We start from the raw sequence: 22,177 nt of genomic DNA on the forward strand, positions 1-22,177 counted from the left end.
TTATATCTCCTCAACTATTGGATTTACTTTCATGTCGTTTAAGTAACTAACAAGTGGGCGCGCCACCACTTTTAGATTTTTAGCACCATCTACTGGCGTAATATATACGTAATTCCCACGCTCAAATACTTTATTAGCGTGTGTGCTTACTAAGCTATTTTGATCATTTACGTACCAAATTAAGCCATCTTGAGATACCGCCGAAGCAGGCAGTTTTATTACGTTAGTTAACTGCTTACCGGCAATTTCTACCGCTAAAAATGTGCCAGGCAGTAACGGCGTTGTTTGCTCAAACGGTTTATCTAAGGCAACAATTACGCTGCGTTGACGCGAGCTCTCATCAAGGTGTTGCTCAAAACGTGCAATATAACCGTTCCATTTAGTATTAGTGGTTACATCACTTAAAATAACATCGCCTGATTTATTATTTGCTAGGTTTTGCCACTGACTTAATGAAAGCGGCACCGTTATTTCTACTTTGTCAGTGCTGTTTAGCGTGGCAAGCGTATCGCCAATACTCACATAAGTACCTAAATCTATATCGCGCGATAAAATAACAGCGTCAAATGGTGCACTTAACTGGGTGTTATTTACATCACGCTGTGCGGTTTTAAGTGCATATTGTGCTTTATCGAGCGTAGCTTGCGCGGCTTCTAACTGCAGCGTTCTAAATACAAGCGGCGAGCTTGGCGCTTGCGTAACGCCTGAGCGATCCCATTCACGTTTTGCTTGATTACCTAAATCTTGTTCTTCTTGCAGTGCTAGTTTTGCATCAGCCAATGTTGCTTTTGCGCTAGCTAGAGCTTGTAAGTATTCGGTGTCATCAATTTGTGCAAACACCTGCCCTTTAGTTATTAAGTTACCGGTCGCAAATTGCTCGCTCATACTGGTTACTTCGCCTTTAACTTGTGCTTTTAAGCTAAGTGACCAATGCGCTTTAGCTTCACCGTGGCCGCTAACATAAGCCTGATAAGTGCTCGGAGCTGCATTAATTACCGATACATTTGGGGCAATAGCTTTAATAGCGGCAGGTTGTGGACTATTTGCTTTTTCAGCCATTTTTTGACCGTTATACATAATAGCAAGCCCTATACAAACAATAGCAACAAGCGTTACAACAACCGGTGTTGGCGAAATTTTCATGACGATACTCCAAGGCCCAAAGCGAGGCCTAAATCTATGCGGTTAGTTAAAAGGGTGTAGTCTATTTGGCTAAGCTGGGCTTGCAGGTCGTATACTTTTTGTTGCACTGTTAGCAAATCTAAAATATCAACCAAACCTTGTTGATACTTACTTTGATAGTTACTAAAGCTGCGTTTAGCGCTAGCAAGTGCATTGCTAATTTGCAGTTGCTGCTCGGTTAATGATTGCTCCTGCCCGAGTGCATTTTCAACTTCGTTTACCGCACTTAGCAGCGTATCTTGGTACTGCCAAAACGCTTGCTCGGCATTTAATTTTGCAATATCAACTTGCGCACGCAGTGCTCCACCTTCAAATAAAGGGGCACTTAAACTGCCTAATAAACTCCACACTGGGCTAGTTAATAATGCTTGGCTTGGCGTGCTTGCTAAATCACTCAGTGATGCCGAAAGCGAAATACTCGGTAGTAGCTCTTTGTACGATACATCAACCAAGTAATGCTTTGCCTGAATGTTGTAATAGGCACTTTGTAAGTCAGGTCGGCGCGCTAAATCTTGCTCTGGTAAGGTACTTAATGGCTCAATAACGCTTGGTAGAGTTAATGTACTTGGCAGGTTTTGAAGTTTATCAGTGCCTACAATTAGCATTAAAGCACGCTTTGCTTTTGCTATTTGTTCTTTGTAATCGGCAATGGTCGCGCGGGTAGATGCCGTGCTAGTACGGGCGGTATCAAGCGCTTCTAAATCACCTAACCCATATTGGTAGCGCTCTACAATACTTTGCTCATTATTTTGTAAAACAACTAAACGTTGCTGCTCTATATCGAGCAAATTTTGCTGCAAAATAATATTTAAATAAGTACGAATAACACTCGCTACTAATGTGTCTTTAGCACCTTGATAAGTAGCTTGGTTACTGGCAATAGTCATATCTTGCGCGGCTACATTGTCAGCAATTTTTTGCCATATATCAGCTTCCCAACTTATACCTACTGATGAGCTATATTGCGTGCCTTCGGTTTCACTGCGCTGCGCGTCAAATCCCGCATCTACACTAAACCACTGACTTGCAGCGGTTACATCACGCTGCGCATAAGCTAGTTTTAATGCAACATGCACTTGATTAAACGATGGATTATTAGTAACAGCTTGCTCAATAAGCGAATCAAGCCCTTCTATATTCACCAAATCGGTAATGTAATTTACGTGCTGTGCGTTACTTTGCGTGTACTGCCAGTTTGTATGTTGCTTTAGCGACTGCTCAGTACTATTACCTTGATAGCTTGGCTGACTACTACATGCAGCAAGTGTACAACTAAGTGCAAGTAAAAAACCAGTTGAGTGCTTTTTAAAATAAACCATTTAACTATGCCTAATTCGTACTATTACACATAGCTTATTAGGTCGAGGGTTAAGGAGGGGTTAAATGATTTAATCTAAATATTGGGTTGCTAATTTAACAGTAAAAAGTAGTCACTTTAGATGTTTTATATCGTTATAAGTTTTGTAATTGCTCTATCAACCATTTATGAATAGGGCTGTTATTAGTACGCGGATGCCATGCGGCTATTACTTTAAATGTAGGGGGCAGAGCTTCTATTTTTAGCTGTTTAACTTTGCTGTTTGGTAATAATCTTGATGGGTAAAACGCGAGCATATCGGTTGTATGTAAAATGTCGGGCACCGCAGAAAAACTTGGTACCGACATTACAATATTACGTTTTAGCCCTTGGCTTTCAAACCACTGATCGTGCGATCCGCGCAAATTTGCACGAGATGGCGACACCACTAGCTGTGGATGCTTTGCAAATTGCGCCAAACTCAAAGGTTCAGTGTAAGTCGTGTTACCTATACCGGTAATACACAAATGTTGTTCTTCAAACAAAGTGATATAAGAAAGGTTGTCGGGTATAAATTCTGGAAAGCTTATCAGCAAATCAAGCTCGCCTGCCGTTATAAGTTGATTAACGTTATCTGATGCAAAGTCGCGCACAATCAACTTTAAACCTGGCGCTTCGCGGCGGGTAATATTAAATAATTGTGGCAATAAGGCCTGCGTGGCGTAGTCGGTTGCGCTTATGGTAAACACACCTTTATAAGTTTGCGGGCTAAACTGCTCGGGCTCTAGTAACGACTCTAATTGCTTTAAAATATGATTAACAGGCGCCTTGAGTCCTTGCGCTTTAGGAGTAGCAACCATGTTATTGCCTTGGCGTATAAACAAGCGATCGTCAAATAAATCTCGTAGCTTTCGTAGTTGCTCACTAATGGCTTGTTGCGTTAACCCCATTTTTTTGGCTACTTGCGAAAGATTTTGCAGTTCTAATAAGCTACTGAGTACTCTTAACTGTTTTATATCGAGCCGACTAATACCATTCATAATTGTATGCTGCACAAAAAAGTGTTGTTTCAAATTGTATCCTTAAATCTCTATGCTGCCAATGTTGCTTAACCACTATTTAAGCCTTTGTTTGCTTTATAAGAGAATTTAAAATGAAATCAGAATTAGTTAATACCGCCCCTTTATTCTCATCAATTGAGCTTGGCCCTTTTACACTTAAAAACCGTATTGTGATGCCTCCTCTTACTCGCTCTCGCAGCACTCAGCCTGGCAATATTCCTAATGAATTAATGGCTGAGTATTACTCGCAGCGTGCATCGGCTGGTTTTATGGTTACCGAAGGCACACAAATAGAACCTCGTGGGCAAGGTTACGCTTGGACCCCAGGTATTCACTCGCAAGCACAAATTGAAGGCTGGAAAAAAGTAACACATGCAGTACACGCTAAAGGCGGCGTTATTTTTGCTCAGCTTTGGCATGTAGGGCGCGTATCGCACGCCACACTACAACCAAATTCAGGTAAACCGGTTGGCCCTTCAGATATTATTGCTGACAATGTAAAAGTATTTATTGAAACCGCACCTGGTGAAGGCGCATTGGCTGACCCAAGTAAGCCTCGTGCATTAAGTACTACTGAGGTTGGTGAACTGGTAAACATGTACGCTCAAGCTGCACGCAATGCTTTAGAAGCTGGCTTTGATGGTGTGGAGCTTCATTGTGCTAACGGGTATTTAGTTAATCAGTTTATTTCTGAGCATACTAATAACCGTGACGATCAATACGGTGGAACGCTTAGTAATCGCCTGCGCTTTTTAAAAGAGATAGTTGAAGCGGTAAGTGACGTTGTAGGCTCTGATCGTTTAGGTGTTCGCTTTGCTCCTTTATTTGAAAGCACAGATCAAACACGAGTGTATTTAGGACTTGTTGAATCAAACCCTCATCACACTTATATCCAGGCCGTTAAAGTGCTTGAGCAAGCAGGTATTGCTTACTTATCGATTGCGGAAGCTGATTGGGATAACGCTCCCGATTTACCACAAGAATTTTATAAAGCAGTCCGAGCTGAATTTTCAGGGCGCATTATTTATGCAGGTAAATACACAGTAGAAAAAGCAGTGCGTATTTTAGGTGAAGGTTACGGTGACTTATTTGCATTTGGTCGCCCATTTATAGCTAACCCTGATTTACCAGAGCGTATAGCAAATAATTGGACGTTTAACGAAGCTGATGCAGCCACTATGTATGGCGGTACTGAAGTAGGTTATAGCGATTATCCTTTTTATCAAAAGTAATTAACCAGCAAAGCCAAGGAAGGCTTAATTACTAATTTAATAGCCATTTTTTATGACACGACTAATCATTTTGGTATATTAAAACGTTCCTATAATCGTCAAAAACTAGAGATTATGTCAAGAACCGTCAGTAAAATGTAAAAAGCTGTAAGCATAACTCCGTTTGCTGTTGTATGTCAGTTAACATTCAGTTTGAGCCGCTAGTATTAAACCCAGTTATGTAAAAACATAAACGAGGCAATACTATGAAACTTACTTTTTTACTACCTGCCCTGCTCGCCATTGGCGCAGTATCAGGCTCTGCGCTTGGAGCACAAAACGAGCGAGAGAATGATAAAAGCTTTAAACGCGATCACGACAAACGTGTTGAATATAAACGCGATGAACGCCGCCATGAAAAAAAGCAGCGTATTGAGCATAAAAAAGAAAAACGAGAAGACCGTAAGCAAGAAAAACGTAAACTTGCTAAGTACAAACAGGAAAAGCGTGAACAATACCGCTCCAACCAGCGAAAATATAACTACTTAACAAGCCATCACAATTCAGTCGCTTACAGACAAAATCGATTTATAAACCATTTACCACGCAATAGCGCATCAATCAGATTTAATGGTATTTCGTTTACGTTTAACGACGGCCTTTATTACCGTAAAGCTAAAAGAGGCTACCATGTTGTTAAACCACCTAGAGGCCTGCGTATAAATACGCTACCAAGAAATTACAGGCATTTTAAACACCATAATACGACTTACTACACTTATCAAAATGTGTACTACATTGCAGATAATAATGGTTATACGGTTGTTGATGAGCCATCAACTCGCCTTAATCAGGCAATAAAAGTGGGTAATGTGAATGACTATAGCTTGGGCCAAACTTACGATTCATTGCCTCAGACAGCACAGGCCGTAATAATTAACTCACAGCAGTATTTTAAATACGGCGATATTTATTTTTTACCGCAAATAAGTGGTGACGACATAAAATACCTTGCCATTAAGCTAGGTTAAACTCGCTATAAATTAAAAGGCCTTACTGTAAATAGTAGGGTCTTTTTCATTCCCCTCCGTAGGTAGTAATTTACAGCAATAAAATCAATTCTCTCTAAACATTAACATGTCTTAGTATTTGTAAGCTTTTTTGTTAAACTAGCTCGCATATTAATAGTGAGAGTGTATTTATGTCGGGTGAGTTTCCACGTGCTGGTTTTTGGCGCCGTTTTGCGTCGTTGGTCTACGATACGTTAGCCATTATTGCGTTTGCGATGTTAACTGTAGTGCTGTATTTATTTGCAGTACAGGGGCTTATTTCTCTCGATGTAATTAGTTTAAATGGCGCAGAGGATGTATCTGCATTTATTCAAAATTCAAATCTTCTTTCGGGTATTCGTACCGCTCTTTTAATTATTGTTAGCTTAGTATTTTTTGGCTACTTTTGGACTAAAAGCGGGCAAACCATTGGCATGCGTGCATGGCGTTTAAAAGTACAAACTCTTGAAGGTAATTTAATTAGCTGGCCGCAATCAATTATCCGCAGCGTTAGCGCTTTACTCGGTCTAGGTAATTTGGTGGTGTTAGTCGATTTTAAAAACAAAAAAGCACTGCAAGATTACATCTCTAAAACAGAAGTTATTGCACTTACTAAAGAAGAAAACAGACGTATTTATAGTGAGCTTGATTAATACCAGCTTTCCAAAACTGGAAATTAAAAAGCAAAAAGGGTGACCACTGGTCACCCTTTTTAATGCTTTGAATAGGTACTCTATACCCGTTTATTCATCAAATATGTCGCAAAACCTATAAATATAATACTGGGTAATACCGCCCCTATAATGGCAGGTATTTGGTAAACCATAACTACAGGGCCAAATATTTCATTAGTTAAGTGAAACACAATCCCCGTTACAACACCCATAATAATACGTGCGCCCATAGTAACGGTACGCAGTGGGCCAAATATAAACGAGAGCGCCACCAGCAGCATTACCGCTACAGATACAGGCTGCATAAGCTTACGCCACAGAGCAAGCTCGTAGGTACTGGTGTCTTGTTCGTTTTGCTCTAAGTAAGTTAAATACGACCAAAGCCCAGTAAATGAAAGTGACTCTGGTTTTACCGAAACAACCCCTAATTTTTCAGCGGTCAATTGTGAAGGGTAAAACTCTTCTGGTAGTTGCTCTGTTGTGGTTTTTTCGCTCGTAATAATAACCTTATTTACATCACGAAGTAGCCAGCCTTCTTTTCGGCTCAGTGCATCTTTTGCTTTAGTGATTTGGGTAAGCTCTAACGATTTGTCAAAGTGGTACATGTGTACCCCATTGAGCCTGCCGTTTTCGTCAACATCTTCAATATTAATAAAATTGCTGCCGTCTTTAGCCCATACACCTTTTTGTGTGTTAAATACATCGCCGCCATGTATTGCTTGGTTACGCATTTCTTTGGCGTGTAATTGCGCTTCAGGTGCACCCCATTCGCCAAGTGCCATCATGCATACAGCCATAAATATGGCCGTTTTCATCACAGAGCCAATTATTTGTAAGCGCGACATACCAGCCGCTTGCATCACTACCAGCTCACTGTTTGAGGCAAGTGCCCCCAAACCCGTTAAGCCACCAATTAGCGCAGCCATCGGAAAAAACACCACTAAATCGCCAGGTATTGTGTAAAGCGTGTAAAGCATTGCGGTCATTAAATCGTAACTGCCACGCCCTACCGACTTTAGCTGGTCGATAAACTTAATTAAGGTGCTAATACCAACAAGTACCAACAATGCAAAGCCGGTAGTTTGTAAAATACTGCGCCCTAAATACCAATCAAGCGTTTTCATCATGAGCCTAACTCCCGCTTAGTTACAACGGCTTTAAGCCAAGCGCCCAACGGTCGCCCTTTTATAATTAATAACCCACCTATAAATAAGGCACTTAGATGAATCCACCACAAGCCAATTGAAGGCGGAATTTTGCCATCTTCAACTGCAAATTTAGCGGCATTTAGTAAAATAAAATAGCCTAAGTACAAGCTTATAGCAGGCACTAGTTTTGCAAATTTACCTTGGCGAGGATTAACCACACTTAGCGGTACTGCCAGTAAGGTAAGTAACGGAATTGATAATGGAATAGCGAGTCGCCACTGCCATTGAGCAATAGATTCAGGAGTATTAATGGCGAGTAATTGATTAGTAGGCACAGCCTCTAATTTACGGCGTTGATGCTCTATTTCTTGTTCTCGTATTTGTACGCTGTAACCATCAAATTCTGTTAAGTTAAGTGCAGGCGTTGTGCCATCTGTTTCGTAACGTTTACCGTCTGTTAGCACGAGCTGTTGCTCACCATTTAGGGCTTCAACCACAACACCTTGCTCTGCATATACTAAGCGCGCTAGGTTGCCTTTTTCGCTATCGGGTAACTGTGCAACAAATACCTTATTGAGCTCTTTGCCACCCTTTTCAATATTATGAATAAACACCACGGCTTTTTCGTTACCGGTTTCTTGGAACCGCCCAGCTCTGAGTGCAGATAACCCCGCATCGGCTTTGGCTTGCTCTTTTAATTGATACTCTTGCTCGCTTGCCCACGGCGCTATATACATAGTCAGTGCTGCGGCTAATATAGCAAGCCCTACACTTGATATAAGTGTTACGCGCACAACATACCATTCACTTACGCCACAGGCTTTAAGTACGGTCATTTCGCTATCGGCGTAAATACGGCTGTAGGCTAAAATAATGCCTAAAAATATACTCAGCGGAAGTATTAGCGAGGCTAGTTGTGGAAGTTTTAGTGCAATCATCGATAGCACTAATTTAGCAGGAATGCTGCCCTCAGAGGCATCACCTAAAATACCAACTAACTTTTGTGACAAAAATATTGTCATCAAAGTTAAAAATACGGCGACCTGCGATTTTAAAACCTCAGCGGTCAAATAACGGAAAATTAGCAATGCTCGCCCCTGTTAAACATGGAATTTCACTACGATAGTGAGAATTGAATAGTTAAATAGCTATTTTACCCAATTAATACCGGCAAATAGGCTATTATTATAAGCCATCAAAATTAATTATCCTACCTAAGTGCACGATATAATGTTGCATTAGTAGCCCTTAAGCATATAAAGTTCAATTACACAGTAAGAGTCTAACAAAATCAGCTAAAATAAGAATTATCCTTACATAAGTTACGTAGATAAGACTAGAAAATACTTTTTTAGCCCCAACTTAGTAACTTAAACGACTCAAAACCAGGAGTAACAATGGAATTTAACGTAAAAAGTGGTAGCCCAGAAAAACAGCGCAGCGCATGTATTGTGGTTGGCGTTTACGAGCCACGTAGGTTATCCCCCATTGGTGAACAACTCGATAAAATTAGTGATGGTTATATCTCTAATTTACTTCGCCGTGGCGATTTAGAAGGTAAGCCAGGCCAAGTTTTATTATTGCATCATGTACCTAATGTATTAAGCGAGCGCATATTGCTTGTTGGTTGTGGTAAAGAGCGTGAGCTTGATGATAAGCAATATAAACAAATCATTTCTAAAACTATTAATACCTTAAACGAAACGGGCTCTATGGAAGCAGTCTGCTTTTTAACAGAGCAACACGTTAAAGGTCGCGACACCTACTGGAAAGTACGTCAGGCAGTTGAGACAACGCAAGACTGCTTATATACGTTCAACCAACTGAAAAGTAAAAAAGTAGACCCTCGCCGTCCACTGCGTAAAATGGTGTTTAACGTACCAACACGACGCGAACTAACTATTGGCGAAAGCGCTATTGAGCATGGTTTAGCCATTGCAGCAGGTAGTAAGCTATGTAAAGACGTAGCTAATATGCCACCAAATATTTGTAATCCTGTGTACTTAGGTGAACAAGCACAAGAGCTGGCAACTGATTTTGACAACATCACTGTTGATCTTATTGACGAAAAGCAAATGGCAGAACTTGGTATGAATTCTTACCTAGCTGTTGGCCGAGGTAGTGATAACGAATCGATTATGTCGATTATTAACTACAAAGGCGCCGCTGATGACCAAGCCCCTATTGTACTTGTTGGTAAAGGTCTAACGTTTGATTCAGGCGGTATTTCATTAAAACCAGGCGAAGGCATGGACGAAATGAAATACGACATGGGCGGAGCAGCAGGCGTTATTGGCGCAATGCGTGCACTTGCACAAATGCAATTGCCGATTAACGTTATTGGTGTTTTAGCGGGTTGTGAAAACATGCCTGGCTCAAATGCGTATCGTCCAGGTGATATTTTAACAACAATGTCAGGGCAAACAGTTGAAGTATTAAACACCGACGCTGAAGGCCGCTTAGTATTATGTGACGCACTAACATATGTTGAACGCTTTAATCCAGATACGGTTATTGACGTAGCAACGCTAACTGGCGCGTGTATTGTAGCCCTTGGCGCGCATGCTACTGGTTTACTATCAAACCATAACCCACTTGCGCACGATTTATTAAAAGCGTCTGAGCAAAGTGGCGACCGTGCATGGCAGTTACCGTTATGGGATGACTATCAAGATCAACTAGAAAGCCCATTTGCTGACTTTACGAACTTAGGTGGACGCTCTGCGGGTACTATTACTGCGGCATGTTTCTTATCTAAATTTACTAAAAAGTATAATTGGGCACATTTAGATGTTGCCGGTACAGCGTGGCGCAGTGGCGCTAAAAAAGGCGCAACGGGCCGTCCTGTTCCTATGCTTACTCAGTATTTATTAAATCGAGCGGGTGTAAGCGAAGCTACGCACGATTAATAATCTATTTAGCTATTTATAAGGCGCCATTTGGCGCCTTATTTATTTGTGTATTAATTGAAGCAAACCCCGTTATATGGCAAAATCTGCCTCTTAATTTGTGTATATCAATTTGGTATACATTCAATGTCATGGGAAACCCCGATACAATGAACATGAACGCTAAATTTTTCGTTCTAAAGCAACAAGATGAGTCTAAAGCGAAGGCTGACGATCATTTTGCATTGGCAGCTCAAATTGCAGCCGATCAGTATCGAAATGGGCAGCGTGTGTTTATTTGTGTTAACGATAACGAAGCAGCCTGTGCCATTGATGAAATAATTTGGACATTCGATCCAGATAGTTTTGTGCCACATAATTTACAAGGTGAAGGCCCTAAAGGCGGCGCACCTGTAGAAATTGGTATTACGCCACCTGTTGGCAATCGTAAAGTTTTAATTAACTTGGCTACTCAGTTACCGGATTACATTCGTCGGTTTAACCAAGTTTTTGATTTTGTACCCGTAGAACCAGCTGCTAAGCAAGCAGCCCGCGAGCGTTTTAAAAAGCTACGCCAACTCGGTGCCAATCTCACCACGCAAGATATTAATAGCTAGCCAATCAGGCAAACTAACCAACTAATTTAAGTACTTATTTAAGGTTCTGTGTAATGGATAAAACCTACAATCCGCAAGATATTGAACAGTCTCTATATCAAGACTGGGAACAAAAAGGCTACTTTAAGCCATCTGGCCAAGGCGTACCATATTCAATTATGATCCCGCCGCCAAATGTCACTGGTAGCTTACACATGGGCCACGCCTTCCAAGATACAATAATGGATACCCTAACGCGTTTTAAACGTATGCAAGGTAACAACACATTATGGCAAGTAGGTACTGACCACGCAGGTATTGCAACGCAAATGTTGGTTGAGCGTAAACTGCATGCCGAAGAAGGCAAAACACGCCACGATTTAGGCCGCGAAGATTTTATTAATAAAATCTGGGAATGGAAAAAAGAATCTGGCGGTACTATCACTAAGCAGCTTCGTCGCCTTGGCGCATCGGTTGATTGGGATCGTGAACGCTTTACCATGGATGATGGTTTATCTGAAGCTGTTAAAGAAGTGTTTGTACGCCTCCATAAAGAAAACCTAATTTACCGAGGCAAGCGCCTAGTAAACTGGGATCCAAAATTACACACGGCTATTTCTGATCTTGAAGTTGAAAACAAAGACAAGCAAGGCCACATGTGGAACTTACGTTACCCATTAGCTGATGGCGTTACAACACAAGACGGAAAAGACTACATAGTAGTAGCAACAACACGTCCTGAAACCATGTTGGGTGACTCAGGTGTTGCAGTAAATCCTGATGATGAGCGCTACACAGATTTAATCGGTAAAGAGATTTTATTACCCATCGTTAATCGTCGTATTAAAATTGTTGCTGACGAACACGCCGATAAAGATAAAGGCACGGGCTGTGTAAAAATAACCCCAGCGCACGACTTTAACGATAACGAAGTGGGCAAGCGTCATCAAATGCCGATGATCAACATTTTCGATAAAGACGCCGCTATTCTTACCCAAGGTGAGACATACACCTTTGACGGCAAAGAGCTTGAGTTTGATGCGCCAATTCCAGAGCGCTTGCACGGCCTTGATCGCTTTGCTGCTCGTAAAGCAATTGTGGCTGAATTTGAAGAACTAGGCCTACTTGAAAAAATTGAAGACCATGGTTTAACGGTTCCTTACGGCGATCGCTCTGGTGTGGTAATTGAGCCACTACTTACCGACCAATGGTATGTACGTGTTGCCCCACTTGCTGAACCTGCAAAAGACGCTGTTAAAAACGGCGACATTCAATTTGTACCTAAGCAATACGAAAACATGTACTTCTCGTGGATGAACGACGTACAAGATTGGTGTATTTCACGCCAGCTTTGGTGGGGTCACCGTATCCCAGCTTGGTACGACAGTGAAGGCAATGTATTTGTTGGTCGCGACGAAGCCGAAGTTCGCCGTGAAAACAACATTGCAGATAACGTAACACTAAGCCAAGACGAAGACGTACTTGATACGTGGTTCTCGTCAGCACTTTGGACGTTCTCTACACAAGGTTGGCCAGAAAATACCGATGATTTAAAAACCTTCCACCCGTCTGATGTGCTGGTAACTGGTTTTGATATTATTTTCTTCTGGGTTGCGCGTATGATTATGATGACGCTGCACTTTATAAAAGACGAAAATGGCAAACCACAAGTTCCGTTTAAAACCGTGTATGTAACGGGCTTAATACGTGATGACAATGGCGATAAAATGTCTAAGTCAAAAGGTAACGTACTTGACCCACTAGACATGATTGACGGCATTGAACTTGAAGACCTAGTACAAAAACGTACTGGTAACATGATGCAGCCAAAACTTGCCGCTAAAATCGAAAAAGATACGCGTAAAGTATTTGCAGGCGGTATTGAGGCACACGGCACCGACGCCCTTCGCTTTACACTTGCTGCAATGGCATCTACCGGTCGTGATATTAACTGGGACATGAACCGCCTTGAAGGTTACCGTAACTTCTGTAATAAATTATGGAACGCGAGCCGTTACGTATTAATGAATACAGAAGAGCAAGACTGTGGTTTTGCAAACGATGCACAAAAAGAGCTTTCATTAGCTGACCGCTGGATTTTAGGTCAATTTGAGTCAACAGTTAAAACATACACTGAACACCTTGATAACTATCGTTTTGACTTAGCTGCTAACACGCTTTACGAATTCACTTGGAACCAGTTCTGTGATTGGTACTTAGAGCTAACTAAGCCGGTATTGTTTAAAGGTAATGAAGCACAGCAACGTGGTACACGTAATACACTTATTACCGTACTTGAAAGCTTACTGCGTTTAATGCACCCAATGATGCCGTACATCACTGAAACTATTTGGCAACGTGTTGCACCTCTTGCAGGCCTTGAAACAACAAACACCAGCATTATGGTTCAGCCGTTCCCTGTATATAATGAAGCAAGCGTTGATGCTAAAGCGATGGACGACTTAGAGTGGGTTAAACAATTCATTTTAGCTATTCGTAATATTCGTGGTGAAATGGATATTAGCCCAAGTAAACCGCTTAGCGTATTACTTGCTAATGCATCAAGCGACGACGTGCGCCGCATTGAAGAAAACAAATCATTTTTAGCATCACTTGCAAAAATTGAAGAGTTTACAATGCTTGAAAACAAAGACGACGCACCTGCATGTGCAACGTCTTATGTTGGCAACCTTGAGATCATGATCCCAATGGCGGGCTTAATTGATGTAGAAGCCGAGCTTTCACGTATTAATAAGCAACTCGAAAAAGCAGAAAAAGGCCTAGCACAAGTGCAAAACAAACTCGCTAACGAAAAGTTTGTTAATAACGCACCTGAAGCCGTACTTGCAAAAGAAAATGCAAAACTGGCTGAGTTTAGCGATGCTAAAACTAAGCTACTTGAGCAAAAAACTAAAATAGAAAGCTTATAAGCTTTCATAAAATGCCTATTAACACTATTTAATAGGCATTAAAAAAGCCGCTCACTTTAATTAAAGTGAGCGGCTTTTTTGTGCCCTGTGATTAACCACGAGACACTTCTACATTAAAACTTGTAGTTATACTGAGCGCCAAGTAATACCGCGTGGCCTTTAGATTCGAAGCCCCACTGGCTGCCCGAGTCATCAGCTTCTGTGAACGTTTGTGTTTTACCACGGATGATACTTACACCAAGGTCAACGTTAGAGTTTTGATCAATTGTGTAGTTACCGCCAAACGAGAACCAAAAGCGATCGGTATCAGGAATAGAGATTGATAGGTGCGTTTGTGATACTGGAGACTCATCAAATGCAACACCGGCACGAAGTAGTAAATCTTCGTTGTATTGGTAATCAGCACCTACAGAGTATCTGAAAGAGTCATCAAACTGCTCTTGCTTTTCAAACGCAACAAACTTATCACCAGTTGGTAACGTTACTTGTGCTTCTAGTGATTCAAAGCTGCTCCAACCTGTCCATAATACACTGTAATGTAGGCCTAACTTATCATCTAACTGATGTGAGCCAGAAAACTCAGCAATAGCTGGTAGTGTTAGATCAACAGCTCCTGGTAGCTTAGCGCCGCCTGTACCACCAATAGCTGCTGGTAGATCGTTTGAGAAGTCACCATCAAATGTGATGTCTGTTTCGCTACGATAGTTAAAACCAAAACGGCTGTTATCATCTAGCTGGTACATTAAACCAACGTTTAAACCAAAACCAGTATCATCACCTTGAAGGTTTACAGCATCAGCACCAAAATCAATACCGCTTGCATTAGCACCCACTTTACGAATAACAGTTGCATCAGCATAAATAGCGTTTAAACCAATACCAAAGCTGAATTGCTCAGTTACTTTATAAGCAACGCTTGCATTAAGGTTAACAGTAAAGATTTCTGTTTCGCCAGCAATTTGGCCAGCAACGTATTCGTCGTTAAACTCTGTAGATAAACCAAAGTTAGAAAATGCGCCAAAACCAATCGATACTTTATCGTTGTAAGGCATAGTAAAGTAAACAGCAGGTACTACAGCACTTGGTGCAATGCTGTCGTCATCTAATGCACTTGGGTCAATACCGTTATTAGTACTTTCGCCTTCAATACTTACATCTGGAATTACACCAATAGCAGCAACACTTAGTTGTTTATCTTTAAATAAAGTCATTAGTGCTGGGTTACGTGCAACTACAGACGCATCGTCTGCGATAGAAGCTTCACCAGCGTATGCACGGCCTAAACCCGATGCATTTTGCTCTGATAATTGAAACGCAGCTGCAAAGCTATCAGCTGAAACAAATGCAAGCGAAGCTGCAATAAGAGTTTTAGAAAATTTCATTGTTGAGTCCTTAACCAAACTGACTGTCTGGGTACTATGTGTGTTGTTATTAGGATTTGAAACTTTGCTACACTACCTTAATTTTTTGTAAAAAACTCTATGAATGCGTCAAAAAACAGCAAAAAACATGTTATTTAACGACATTTTAACAACTATTTAAAACTCATCGGATGAGAAATGTGTTATTAGAGCTAAAGCTCTAATTGTAATTAATTATCATTTAGATTGACTTGAAATATATAGCAAATTACACTCACTATAAAATCGCAAAGGAAGTAAAACTGTGATCATTTTATTTATTATTACAGGGCTAATATTTTGTGGGGCGAGTGTATTTTGCTTTTACAAAGCAAACTACTGCGCATGCACTCAAGCAGGACAATGCGATAACCCCGTAAACCATTATTGGTTAGGGGCAATGTTAAATGCGTTGATTTCTTTAGCGCTTTGTTGTTTTGCATTGCATGTAGAGTTAGGTACTTTGCTATGGTTAACACTGATGGGGAGTTGTTTTTTGGGTGCGTTTATTTCTGCAAAACAAACTAAAAAAAGGCAATGCAGTAAAACTAGTTCAACAAATGCTCTTTTAGCAGGCGAGACAAATTAATCTGATAATCAAGAGGCTTAACACTCGCTAGTATTTTAAGCTCTTGGGTGTGCTCACTTAAATCTATGTCTTTAGGTGTAACATGATGATTATGCTTAGCATTATAAAATAGCTTAATTTTAGGTTTAATAGGATTTAATACGTTCCCTTCAAGCACTAAGGCTAAACGTTCATTCGTTAATTTTACAATAGTTCCTACCGGATGGACCCCCAAGCACTTTATAAAGCGCTGAACTAACTCACCATCAAACAAGTGCTTATTGGCTAATAAGTAGCGTAATGCATTAATAGGCTCATCACCCTCTTGGTGCATTCTATCGGCTGTCATAGCATCGTACACATCTACAATTGCCATTATACGCGCCGGGCGACTTAACTTTTCAGCCTGCAGGCCTCGCGGATAACCAGAGCCATCTAAACGCTCATGATGATTTACTATCATATCGAGCATAAGGGGAGTTATACCCTTCTCACCTTTAACTAAACCTAAACCTTGGGCAACATGCTTTTTAATTGCTGCTAGCTCGTTATTACTTAGTTTAGTTGGCTTGGAAAATATACCCTGCGGTAATTTAGCTTGGCCCAAGTCATGAAGTAACGCCCCCATTGCAAGCTCTTGTACAACAGCTTTTCCATACCCTAAGTATTTAGCAAATACAGCAGTAAAAATGGCGCAGTTGATCATATGCCGCCAGTTATAGCTATGTTTGTCTTTTATACGAGTAAGAATAGTCATAGCGTTAGCATTACGAAAAACTGAGCTGACTATCTCGCTGGCAATTTCATCAAGCACTTTTATATTAACACTCAGGCCAGATGTTAAATCGCCATATAATGATTGTAACTTTCGGCCATGCTGATCGTAATTTACAGTAGCTTTAGCAAACTCCTGTTCGATAGAAATAGCTATAGATGTTTTTTCTACTTTTTTTTGGCTATTAGATGTTTTAGGTGCGCTTTGGGGCTTATATTTGGCAGGAACTGGCGCATCACCTTTAGTAAAATCTATAAGCAGCTCGAGCACCCCTTCAGACACTAAACGCTTAATAATAGATTTGTCGCGCACCAAGCCACTGGTCTTAATTTTTATGCTATTGATCCCCTCGTGTTGCTTAGTAACGCTATCAACGTACATACCAGGGGTGAGCTCAGACACGGGCAAAGTAATTAGCATAAAGGTGAGATTTTTTACATTTAAAGTAGATGTACCTTAAATAGCATTAATTAAGCTTAAAAGTCTAGTTTTTGAGTTATAAGTAGTGATATATAACTACAAAGGATTACTTGCTGTATCACTCTTATTAGCTGTAGTGGGTAACCTTATTTTATGGATAATTAAAACCCTCTTCTATTTTCTTAATAACCTACAACCATTTAGCACTTAAAAGACTATTTGAGTATTATTTTTACGCTTTTAAACAAACTTAATTAACCTAATTTGAACATAATGTGGTTTTTCCTCGGTCTAAATATACACAACAGCTATAAAAATTTAAGAGCATCAACGTATATGACAAAATTAAACCACCCCGTATCAAACTTAAGTGTAGCGGCAATAAACACCGTTTCTCCTTTGAGTCATATACTAAAAATAGCCGCTCCGCTGCTCGATAGCCTATTGGGCATCAATAAGCTGCGTGATATATACCTCTCTAATAATTTATCGGGTTTAGATAAACAAGAGTTTAGTGAAAAGCTGTTAAATGTATTAGGTATAAATGTGCTTGGTGCACAAGGTGTTATTGACAAAATACCAAAGCATGGCCCTTGCATAGTGGTATGTAATCATCCTTATGGCATGATTGAGGGCGTAATAATTGCAAATTTACTCACCCATTATCGTAGCGATACAAAAGTAATGGCTAACGTGGGTTTAAAAATATTTAAAGAAATTAAAGACTATTTTATTTTTGCTAACCCACTAAAACCAAAAGCAGCCATTAATACCAGCGCAATAAAACAGTGTTTTAGTCATGTTAAAAATGATGGCTTACTTGTGGTTTTTCCTGCGGGAAGAGTGTCATTTTTTCAATCAGAAAAACAGCGTGTAACTGACGGGCAATGGAATCGCTTAGCCGCTCAACTAGCTTTAAAAACACAAGCTCCTTTATTGCCTGTATTTATTAGCGGTCAGAATAGCTCAACCTTTTATAACTTGGGGCGTGTTTACTACCGATTTAGATTATTAATGCTAATACGCGAATTACTTAAAATTCAAAAAAGCTCTATTAGCTTAAGCGCTGGTAATTTACTTACACCCAAATTATTAAATAAGTTTGAAAAAACTGACGACATAAACGCACTTGCGCGCTTGCAATGTTACTTAAACGATGAGCGCTTTGTAACGCCTTGGCAAGAGGATAACCAATCAACACAGCTCAAAGCCATTATGCAGGAAGTTGATAAAACAAAAATGAAAAATGAGCTTGCTAACTTGCCAAGCGAGCAGCACTTAGTCGACTTTAAAGGTTACTCAGTTTATTACGGCTACCAAGAGCAAATACCTAATTGCGTTACTGAAATAACACGCCTCAGAGAAATAACTTTTCGCACATTAAACGAAGGAAGTGGCGAGCCATGCGACACAGATAAGTTTGATGCGACTTACATGCATTTGTTTATTTTTGATCATAAAAATGAAGAAATTATTGGTGCTTATAGAATTGGACAAACCGATTTATTACAAAAAAATAGCGACGTGAGCGCTCTTTATTTATCGCAAATGTTTAACTTTGAACCTTCTTTTATTAATCAGCAACAGCCGTGCTTAGAAATGGGTCGATCGTTTATAGTTCAAAAACATCAGGGCAGTTACCATGGTTTATTACTGCTATTTAAAGGGATTGGTGCGTTTATGGTGCAAAATCCACGCTATAGGACTTTATATGGCACGGTTTCATTAAGTAAACTTTATGACCCTCGTTCTGTTGCAATTATTGACCATGCAATGGTTAATAATAAACAAGGTGTTAGCGCCAATACGCCTTTTAATAATAAGCTCCACCCAGAGTTTGAATACTTTATTAATGACCACACGTTAAATATAAGCCATGTATCAGCATTGGTTATGGGAATAGAAGAAGATAAAAAAGACATACCGATTTTATTAAAGCAATACCATAAGCTAGGCGCTCAATTTCATTGCATGGGCATTGATAGCAACTTTAATCAAACGCCAGGATTACTTTTAAGTGTGCACCTACCAAGTGCGCCTGAAAAGCTACTTAAGCTCTACCTTGGTGATAAAAAGGATGATTATATAAATCACTCATAATTTTTACCTGCTGTATTAATATAGCAGGTAAAAATTGAGCAAAAAAAGTCGACGCTATTAATTGCGTCGACTTTTTTAGTTATGTAACAGCTATAAAAATATTTAGTTAAGCAGCAGCCACTTTTAAACAACCAATGCTACTAATGAGCTGAGACTGCTTATCAAAATAATTAAAACGTATAGTGTTACCAACTTTAATATGGCTAATACTGACCGTCATTGCATCTTCCCTTAGCATATTTACGCCATATTGCCCTTGTTCGGCTTTACTGTAATGAAACGCTAAAAACTGCTCACTTTCAGGATGTCTTAAATCAATAAGTTGCTTAAATTGTTGTTTACGTTTTTGTGTCACCGTTTCAAGCTCAACACCTGATGACGTAGCAAGTGGTTCAACTTGGCAGTGGATCAACTGCTTTGCATCCCACCTAACAAAAACCACGTTATTGTTATTTATCGATAGTCCATCCGGAAAAATACATAACTTAAAAGGCGCGTAGCCCGATAAATCCATGTTTTGTAATTGGTACAATGCAGGGGCTTTATTGCTCAGTAAATGAGGGATTAACAAACCTCTACTATGCTTTACCGCAGTTATATCAAATACACTTTGGTAATCGTTTAATAATGCGAGTGTTTGCCCAAAATGCGATACCCCAAGCCAAGTACCTCCTCCTTGCGGATCAATGGGGAAAATTGCATTGCCCTGGTGCTTACTTGGAGCGATTGCCGTTTCTCGTGTTTTTTGCTCATCGCGATTAAAAAATAGCTCGTAGCCATCATCAGTTAAAAAGTAGCTTAACGTGCACATTTTAATTTTGCATCGATTTTGGTTGTGCTGGCTGGCTGGCTATTTTCTCTTAAAAAAGTAGCTGTACTTGGTGCTAAACCAAAGCTTTGATCGAGCTGCGACTTTTGAGCAAAAGAAATTTGTGAAATCATCGCGTAATGGTGCACAGCGTGACTGCCTACAAAAATAAGCTCTCGCGCAAGTGATGTGGTTACTGTTTGTACATTTTTGCTTTTAATTGAAACTTCGCTTGAAAGTGATAACGGTTTATTAAAATCATCTGGACTTAGCTGTTCAATCCACGTTGTTATTTCGGCAATTTTTTTTATTGCAGCAGTTGGAGAGTTTTCAATATCTCCTCCTCTTAAGCGGCAATCATAATCTACTTTTTGCGTGCTAAAGCCGGTCATTAAAGATTGATAATGATCGATAATATGTCGCATATGAGCTCCAGCCGAGCTAATAAAGTTAGGAGTGATGACTTGGGAATAGTCCTCTTTAGTTACACCTTCAAGATAAGCGTGTCCTTGAGCTAGTATCTCTAATTGACTATTTAACATTAAATCGGTCTTCCTCATTTATCACTAAAACTTATATGCAAATAATTACAACATGATTTTTGGATGCTAATTTTGCATTGTATAAATAACTAGAAAGCTGTTTTTAAAATTAACTTTCAAAGTTTTTGCAGTAAATGCATTTTTAAATACAAGAGTAATTAATAAGAAGCTAGGTAATATAGAGAGGATAATTAATACATATAAAAGCAAATGGCGCTCTCGGTAGGGATCGAACCTACAACTCAGCCTCCGGAGGGCCACGTGATATCCATTTCACCACGAGAGCACATTTGTTGCCGCCACACCAACTCGCGATATCAGTGCTTTAGCACCCGCAATGATAAAGAGATCTTTAAATAAATACCAGTAAGATCAGCTTATATGCTTATTAATTAAACTCTTTTAAATAAAACACTTCACAAAGGCTTAAAAACACGCTATTTATTCTTATTAGATAAGAAACAGTAACGGTTTAGTAACATTAAAATTATGATTGTCGCTGTGAGGATTAGTTTAATACGAGGAAATAATGATGAGTTTAATGTCTACTGAGCAAGTCGCTGAATTTTTAGGTGTAAAAGTAGAGCGTGTAAAACGCCTCTCTAGAGAAAGTTTATTAATTGCTAAATCTGAAGACGAGAATGGCGAACCACAATTTGATGCGGCCGAAGTAACAAAGTACAAAGAGCTCGCTGAACGCTTTGGTGGTTTGTAACTTTTATAAAAAAGTATTAGTAACAAGTTTATTTAGCTGCGCACGTAACATTATAGATTTACTAGTTATGTTGCGCTCCTCATACCAAGCAATACATAACACCAAAAAAAACAGTTTATAGTAATTTAGCTTATCTATTGATGGGTAAAACGTGCTTGTTTTATCAACGCTATTTTTATAGTTGTTTAACAATGTACTGTCACTGCTCTCATTAAGATTAAAGCTCACTGCAAGGGCTGCCAAATCAAAATATACATCGTTAGTTTGCGCGTACTCAAAATCAATTAAATACATGCCCGAAGCATTTACAATAATGTTATCTTTTACCAAGTCATTATGACAAAAGCCTTCATCAAATTGCATGGCTGCAACTACTTTGAGTGCCTGCTCTATTTGAGGTTTATATTGCGTATATACGCCGGTGCTTTGATAAAAATGCAGCTCTTTAGCTATATCCATTGGCGCGGTAGACGCTTTGTAATTATGTACTTGGGCAAGTTTATTAATAAAGCTAAGCGTTATATCCGATTGCGCTGTATTACCTTCAATATAATTAAATACCGCACGGCTATTCTTTTTATCGAGCCAAACAGGCGCAGGACATATATTAAGCTCACTTAAAAAACGCTGTGCTTCAAGTCCTATGGCTGGCCAATGGCTTTTATAACACTTTAATAAATACCCTTGTTGTTTGGTACGTATTAAAAAATTATCGTTACTAAAACCATTTAGTAGTCGCTCGCTTGAAGTAACGCTAGTAGGCTCTATAAACGCCCTACACATTTTTACTAGCTGATTATGCTCAATCATTAA

Annotated in this window: 19 protein-coding genes and 1 tRNA gene; 9 read left to right on the forward strand and 11 right to left on the reverse strand. The window is 39.8% G+C overall.

The features are described 5' to 3' along the window. The 3 genes from H5159_RS10855 to H5159_RS10865 all read right to left on the reverse strand — a co-directional run bounded on the left by H5159_RS10855 (position 1) and on the right by H5159_RS10865 (position 3,552). The gene (locus H5159_RS10855) at positions 1-1,143 is read right to left on the reverse strand and encodes an efflux RND transporter periplasmic adaptor subunit (RefSeq protein ID WP_182780278.1); all 1,143 of its coding nucleotides are present in this window, start codon (positions 1,141-1,143) and stop codon (positions 1-3) included. Next, a complete protein-coding gene (locus H5159_RS10860) occupies positions 1,140-2,501 on the reverse strand; it encodes a TolC family protein (RefSeq protein ID WP_182780279.1) in 1,362 nt (453 codons plus the stop codon). The genes H5159_RS10855 and H5159_RS10860 overlap by 4 nt, the downstream gene beginning before the upstream one ends. A gap of 133 nt (positions 2,502-2,634) precedes the next feature. Then, positions 2,635-3,552 carry a LysR family transcriptional regulator gene (locus H5159_RS10865; protein WP_220488585.1) on the reverse strand — a complete coding sequence of 306 codons (918 nt, stop codon included), beginning with the start codon at positions 3,550-3,552 and terminating at the stop codon, positions 2,635-2,637. Positions 3,553-3,632: 80 nt separating this feature from the next. Between H5159_RS10865 and H5159_RS10870 the strand changes: the two genes are divergently transcribed. The 3 genes from H5159_RS10870 to H5159_RS10880 all read left to right on the forward strand — a co-directional run bounded on the left by H5159_RS10870 (position 3,633) and on the right by H5159_RS10880 (position 6,453). Then, positions 3,633-4,772 carry an alkene reductase gene (locus H5159_RS10870; protein ID WP_182780280.1) on the forward strand — a complete coding sequence of 380 codons (1,140 nt, stop codon included), beginning with the start codon at positions 3,633-3,635 and terminating at the stop codon, positions 4,770-4,772. Between the two features lie 245 nt (positions 4,773-5,017). Next, positions 5,018-5,782, forward strand: coding sequence for a DUF6515 family protein (locus H5159_RS10875; protein ID WP_182780281.1), 765 nt, complete (start codon positions 5,018-5,020; stop codon positions 5,780-5,782). A gap of 170 nt (positions 5,783-5,952) precedes the next feature. Next, positions 5,953-6,453 (forward strand): RDD family protein, encoded by a 501-nt coding sequence (locus tag H5159_RS10880; protein ID WP_002962012.1) that lies wholly within the window; start codon positions 5,953-5,955, stop codon positions 6,451-6,453. 80 nt (positions 6,454-6,533) lie between these two features. On the opposite strand, the gene lptG is transcribed toward H5159_RS10880, so the two are convergent. Next, positions 6,534-7,601, reverse strand: coding sequence for an LPS export ABC transporter permease LptG (gene lptG / locus H5159_RS10885; protein ID WP_024603537.1), 1,068 nt, complete (start codon positions 7,599-7,601; stop codon positions 6,534-6,536). Beyond that, positions 7,598-8,710 (reverse strand): LPS export ABC transporter permease LptF, encoded by a 1,113-nt coding sequence (gene lptF / locus H5159_RS10890; RefSeq protein WP_182780282.1) that lies wholly within the window; start codon positions 8,708-8,710, stop codon positions 7,598-7,600. The genes lptG and lptF overlap by 4 nt, the downstream gene beginning before the upstream one ends. A gap of 309 nt (positions 8,711-9,019) precedes the next feature. Here lptF and pepA point away from each other — a divergent pair, with 309 nt between their 5' ends. The 3 genes from pepA (at position 9,020) to H5159_RS10905 (ending at position 14,036) form a co-directional block, all read left to right on the forward strand. Beyond that, on the forward strand, positions 9,020-10,531 hold the full coding sequence (gene pepA, locus H5159_RS10895) for a leucyl aminopeptidase (protein WP_024595639.1): 1,512 nt from the start codon (positions 9,020-9,022) through the stop codon (positions 10,529-10,531). 149 nt (positions 10,532-10,680) lie between these two features. Beyond that, entirely contained in the window at positions 10,681-11,127 is a 447-nt protein-coding gene (locus tag H5159_RS10900) for a DNA polymerase III subunit chi (RefSeq protein ID WP_182780283.1), read from the forward strand. A 53-nt stretch (positions 11,128-11,180) separates the two neighbouring features. Then, positions 11,181-14,036 (forward strand): valine--tRNA ligase, encoded by a 2,856-nt coding sequence (locus H5159_RS10905; RefSeq protein WP_182720498.1) that lies wholly within the window; start codon positions 11,181-11,183, stop codon positions 14,034-14,036. Positions 14,037-14,149: 113 nt separating this feature from the next. Here H5159_RS10905 and H5159_RS10910 read toward each other — a convergent pair whose 3' ends face one another. Beyond that, entirely contained in the window at positions 14,150-15,418 is a 1,269-nt protein-coding gene (locus H5159_RS10910; protein ID WP_154903642.1) for an outer membrane protein transport protein, read from the reverse strand. A 283-nt stretch (positions 15,419-15,701) separates the two neighbouring features. On the opposite strand from H5159_RS10910, the gene H5159_RS21065 reads away from it, so the two are divergent. Beyond that, the gene (locus H5159_RS21065) at positions 15,702-16,025 is read left to right on the forward strand and encodes a hypothetical protein (RefSeq protein WP_154903641.1); all 324 of its coding nucleotides are present in this window, start codon (positions 15,702-15,704) and stop codon (positions 16,023-16,025) included. Here H5159_RS21065 and H5159_RS10915 read toward each other — a convergent pair. Continuing rightward, a complete protein-coding gene (locus H5159_RS10915; RefSeq protein ID WP_182721155.1) occupies positions 15,985-17,199 on the reverse strand; it encodes an HD-GYP domain-containing protein in 1,215 nt (404 codons plus the stop codon). The two genes, H5159_RS21065 and H5159_RS10915, sit on opposite strands and share 41 nt — an antisense overlap. Positions 17,200-17,535: 336 nt before the next feature. Between H5159_RS10915 and H5159_RS10920 the strand changes: the two genes are divergently transcribed. After that, positions 17,536-19,299, forward strand: coding sequence for a lysophospholipid acyltransferase family protein (locus H5159_RS10920; RefSeq protein ID WP_182780284.1), 1,764 nt, complete (start codon positions 17,536-17,538; stop codon positions 19,297-19,299). Between the two features lie 106 nt (positions 19,300-19,405). Here H5159_RS10920 and H5159_RS10925 read toward each other — a convergent pair whose 3' ends face one another. From H5159_RS10925 to H5159_RS10935, 3 genes are all read right to left on the reverse strand, one after another. Further along, a complete protein-coding gene (locus tag H5159_RS10925) occupies positions 19,406-20,110 on the reverse strand; it encodes an NRDE family protein (protein WP_002963038.1) in 705 nt (234 codons plus the stop codon). Continuing rightward, positions 20,098-20,649: a DinB family protein gene (locus H5159_RS10930; protein ID WP_182715601.1), complete on the reverse strand. Its 552-nt coding sequence runs from the start codon at positions 20,647-20,649 to the stop codon at positions 20,098-20,100. Before H5159_RS10930 ends, H5159_RS10925 begins: the two co-directional genes overlap by 13 nt. 211 nt (positions 20,650-20,860) lie before the next feature. Continuing rightward, a tRNA-Arg gene (locus H5159_RS10935) sits at positions 20,861-20,935 on the reverse strand. Positions 20,936-21,181: 246 nt separating this feature from the next. On the opposite strand from H5159_RS10935, the gene H5159_RS10940 reads away from it, so the two are divergent. Continuing rightward, entirely contained in the window at positions 21,182-21,364 is a 183-nt protein-coding gene (locus H5159_RS10940; RefSeq protein WP_039490259.1) for a hypothetical protein, read from the forward strand. A gap of 3 nt (positions 21,365-21,367) precedes the next feature. On the opposite strand, the gene H5159_RS10945 is transcribed toward H5159_RS10940, so the two are convergent. Further along, entirely contained in the window at positions 21,368-22,174 is an 807-nt protein-coding gene (locus H5159_RS10945; protein WP_182696134.1) for a phosphotransferase, read from the reverse strand. Between the last annotated feature and the right edge of the window lie 3 nt (positions 22,175-22,177).

The organism is Pseudoalteromonas sp. SG43-1, from assembly GCF_014164415.1.
GTDB lineage: Bacteria > Pseudomonadota > Gammaproteobacteria > Enterobacterales > Alteromonadaceae > Pseudoalteromonas > Pseudoalteromonas distincta.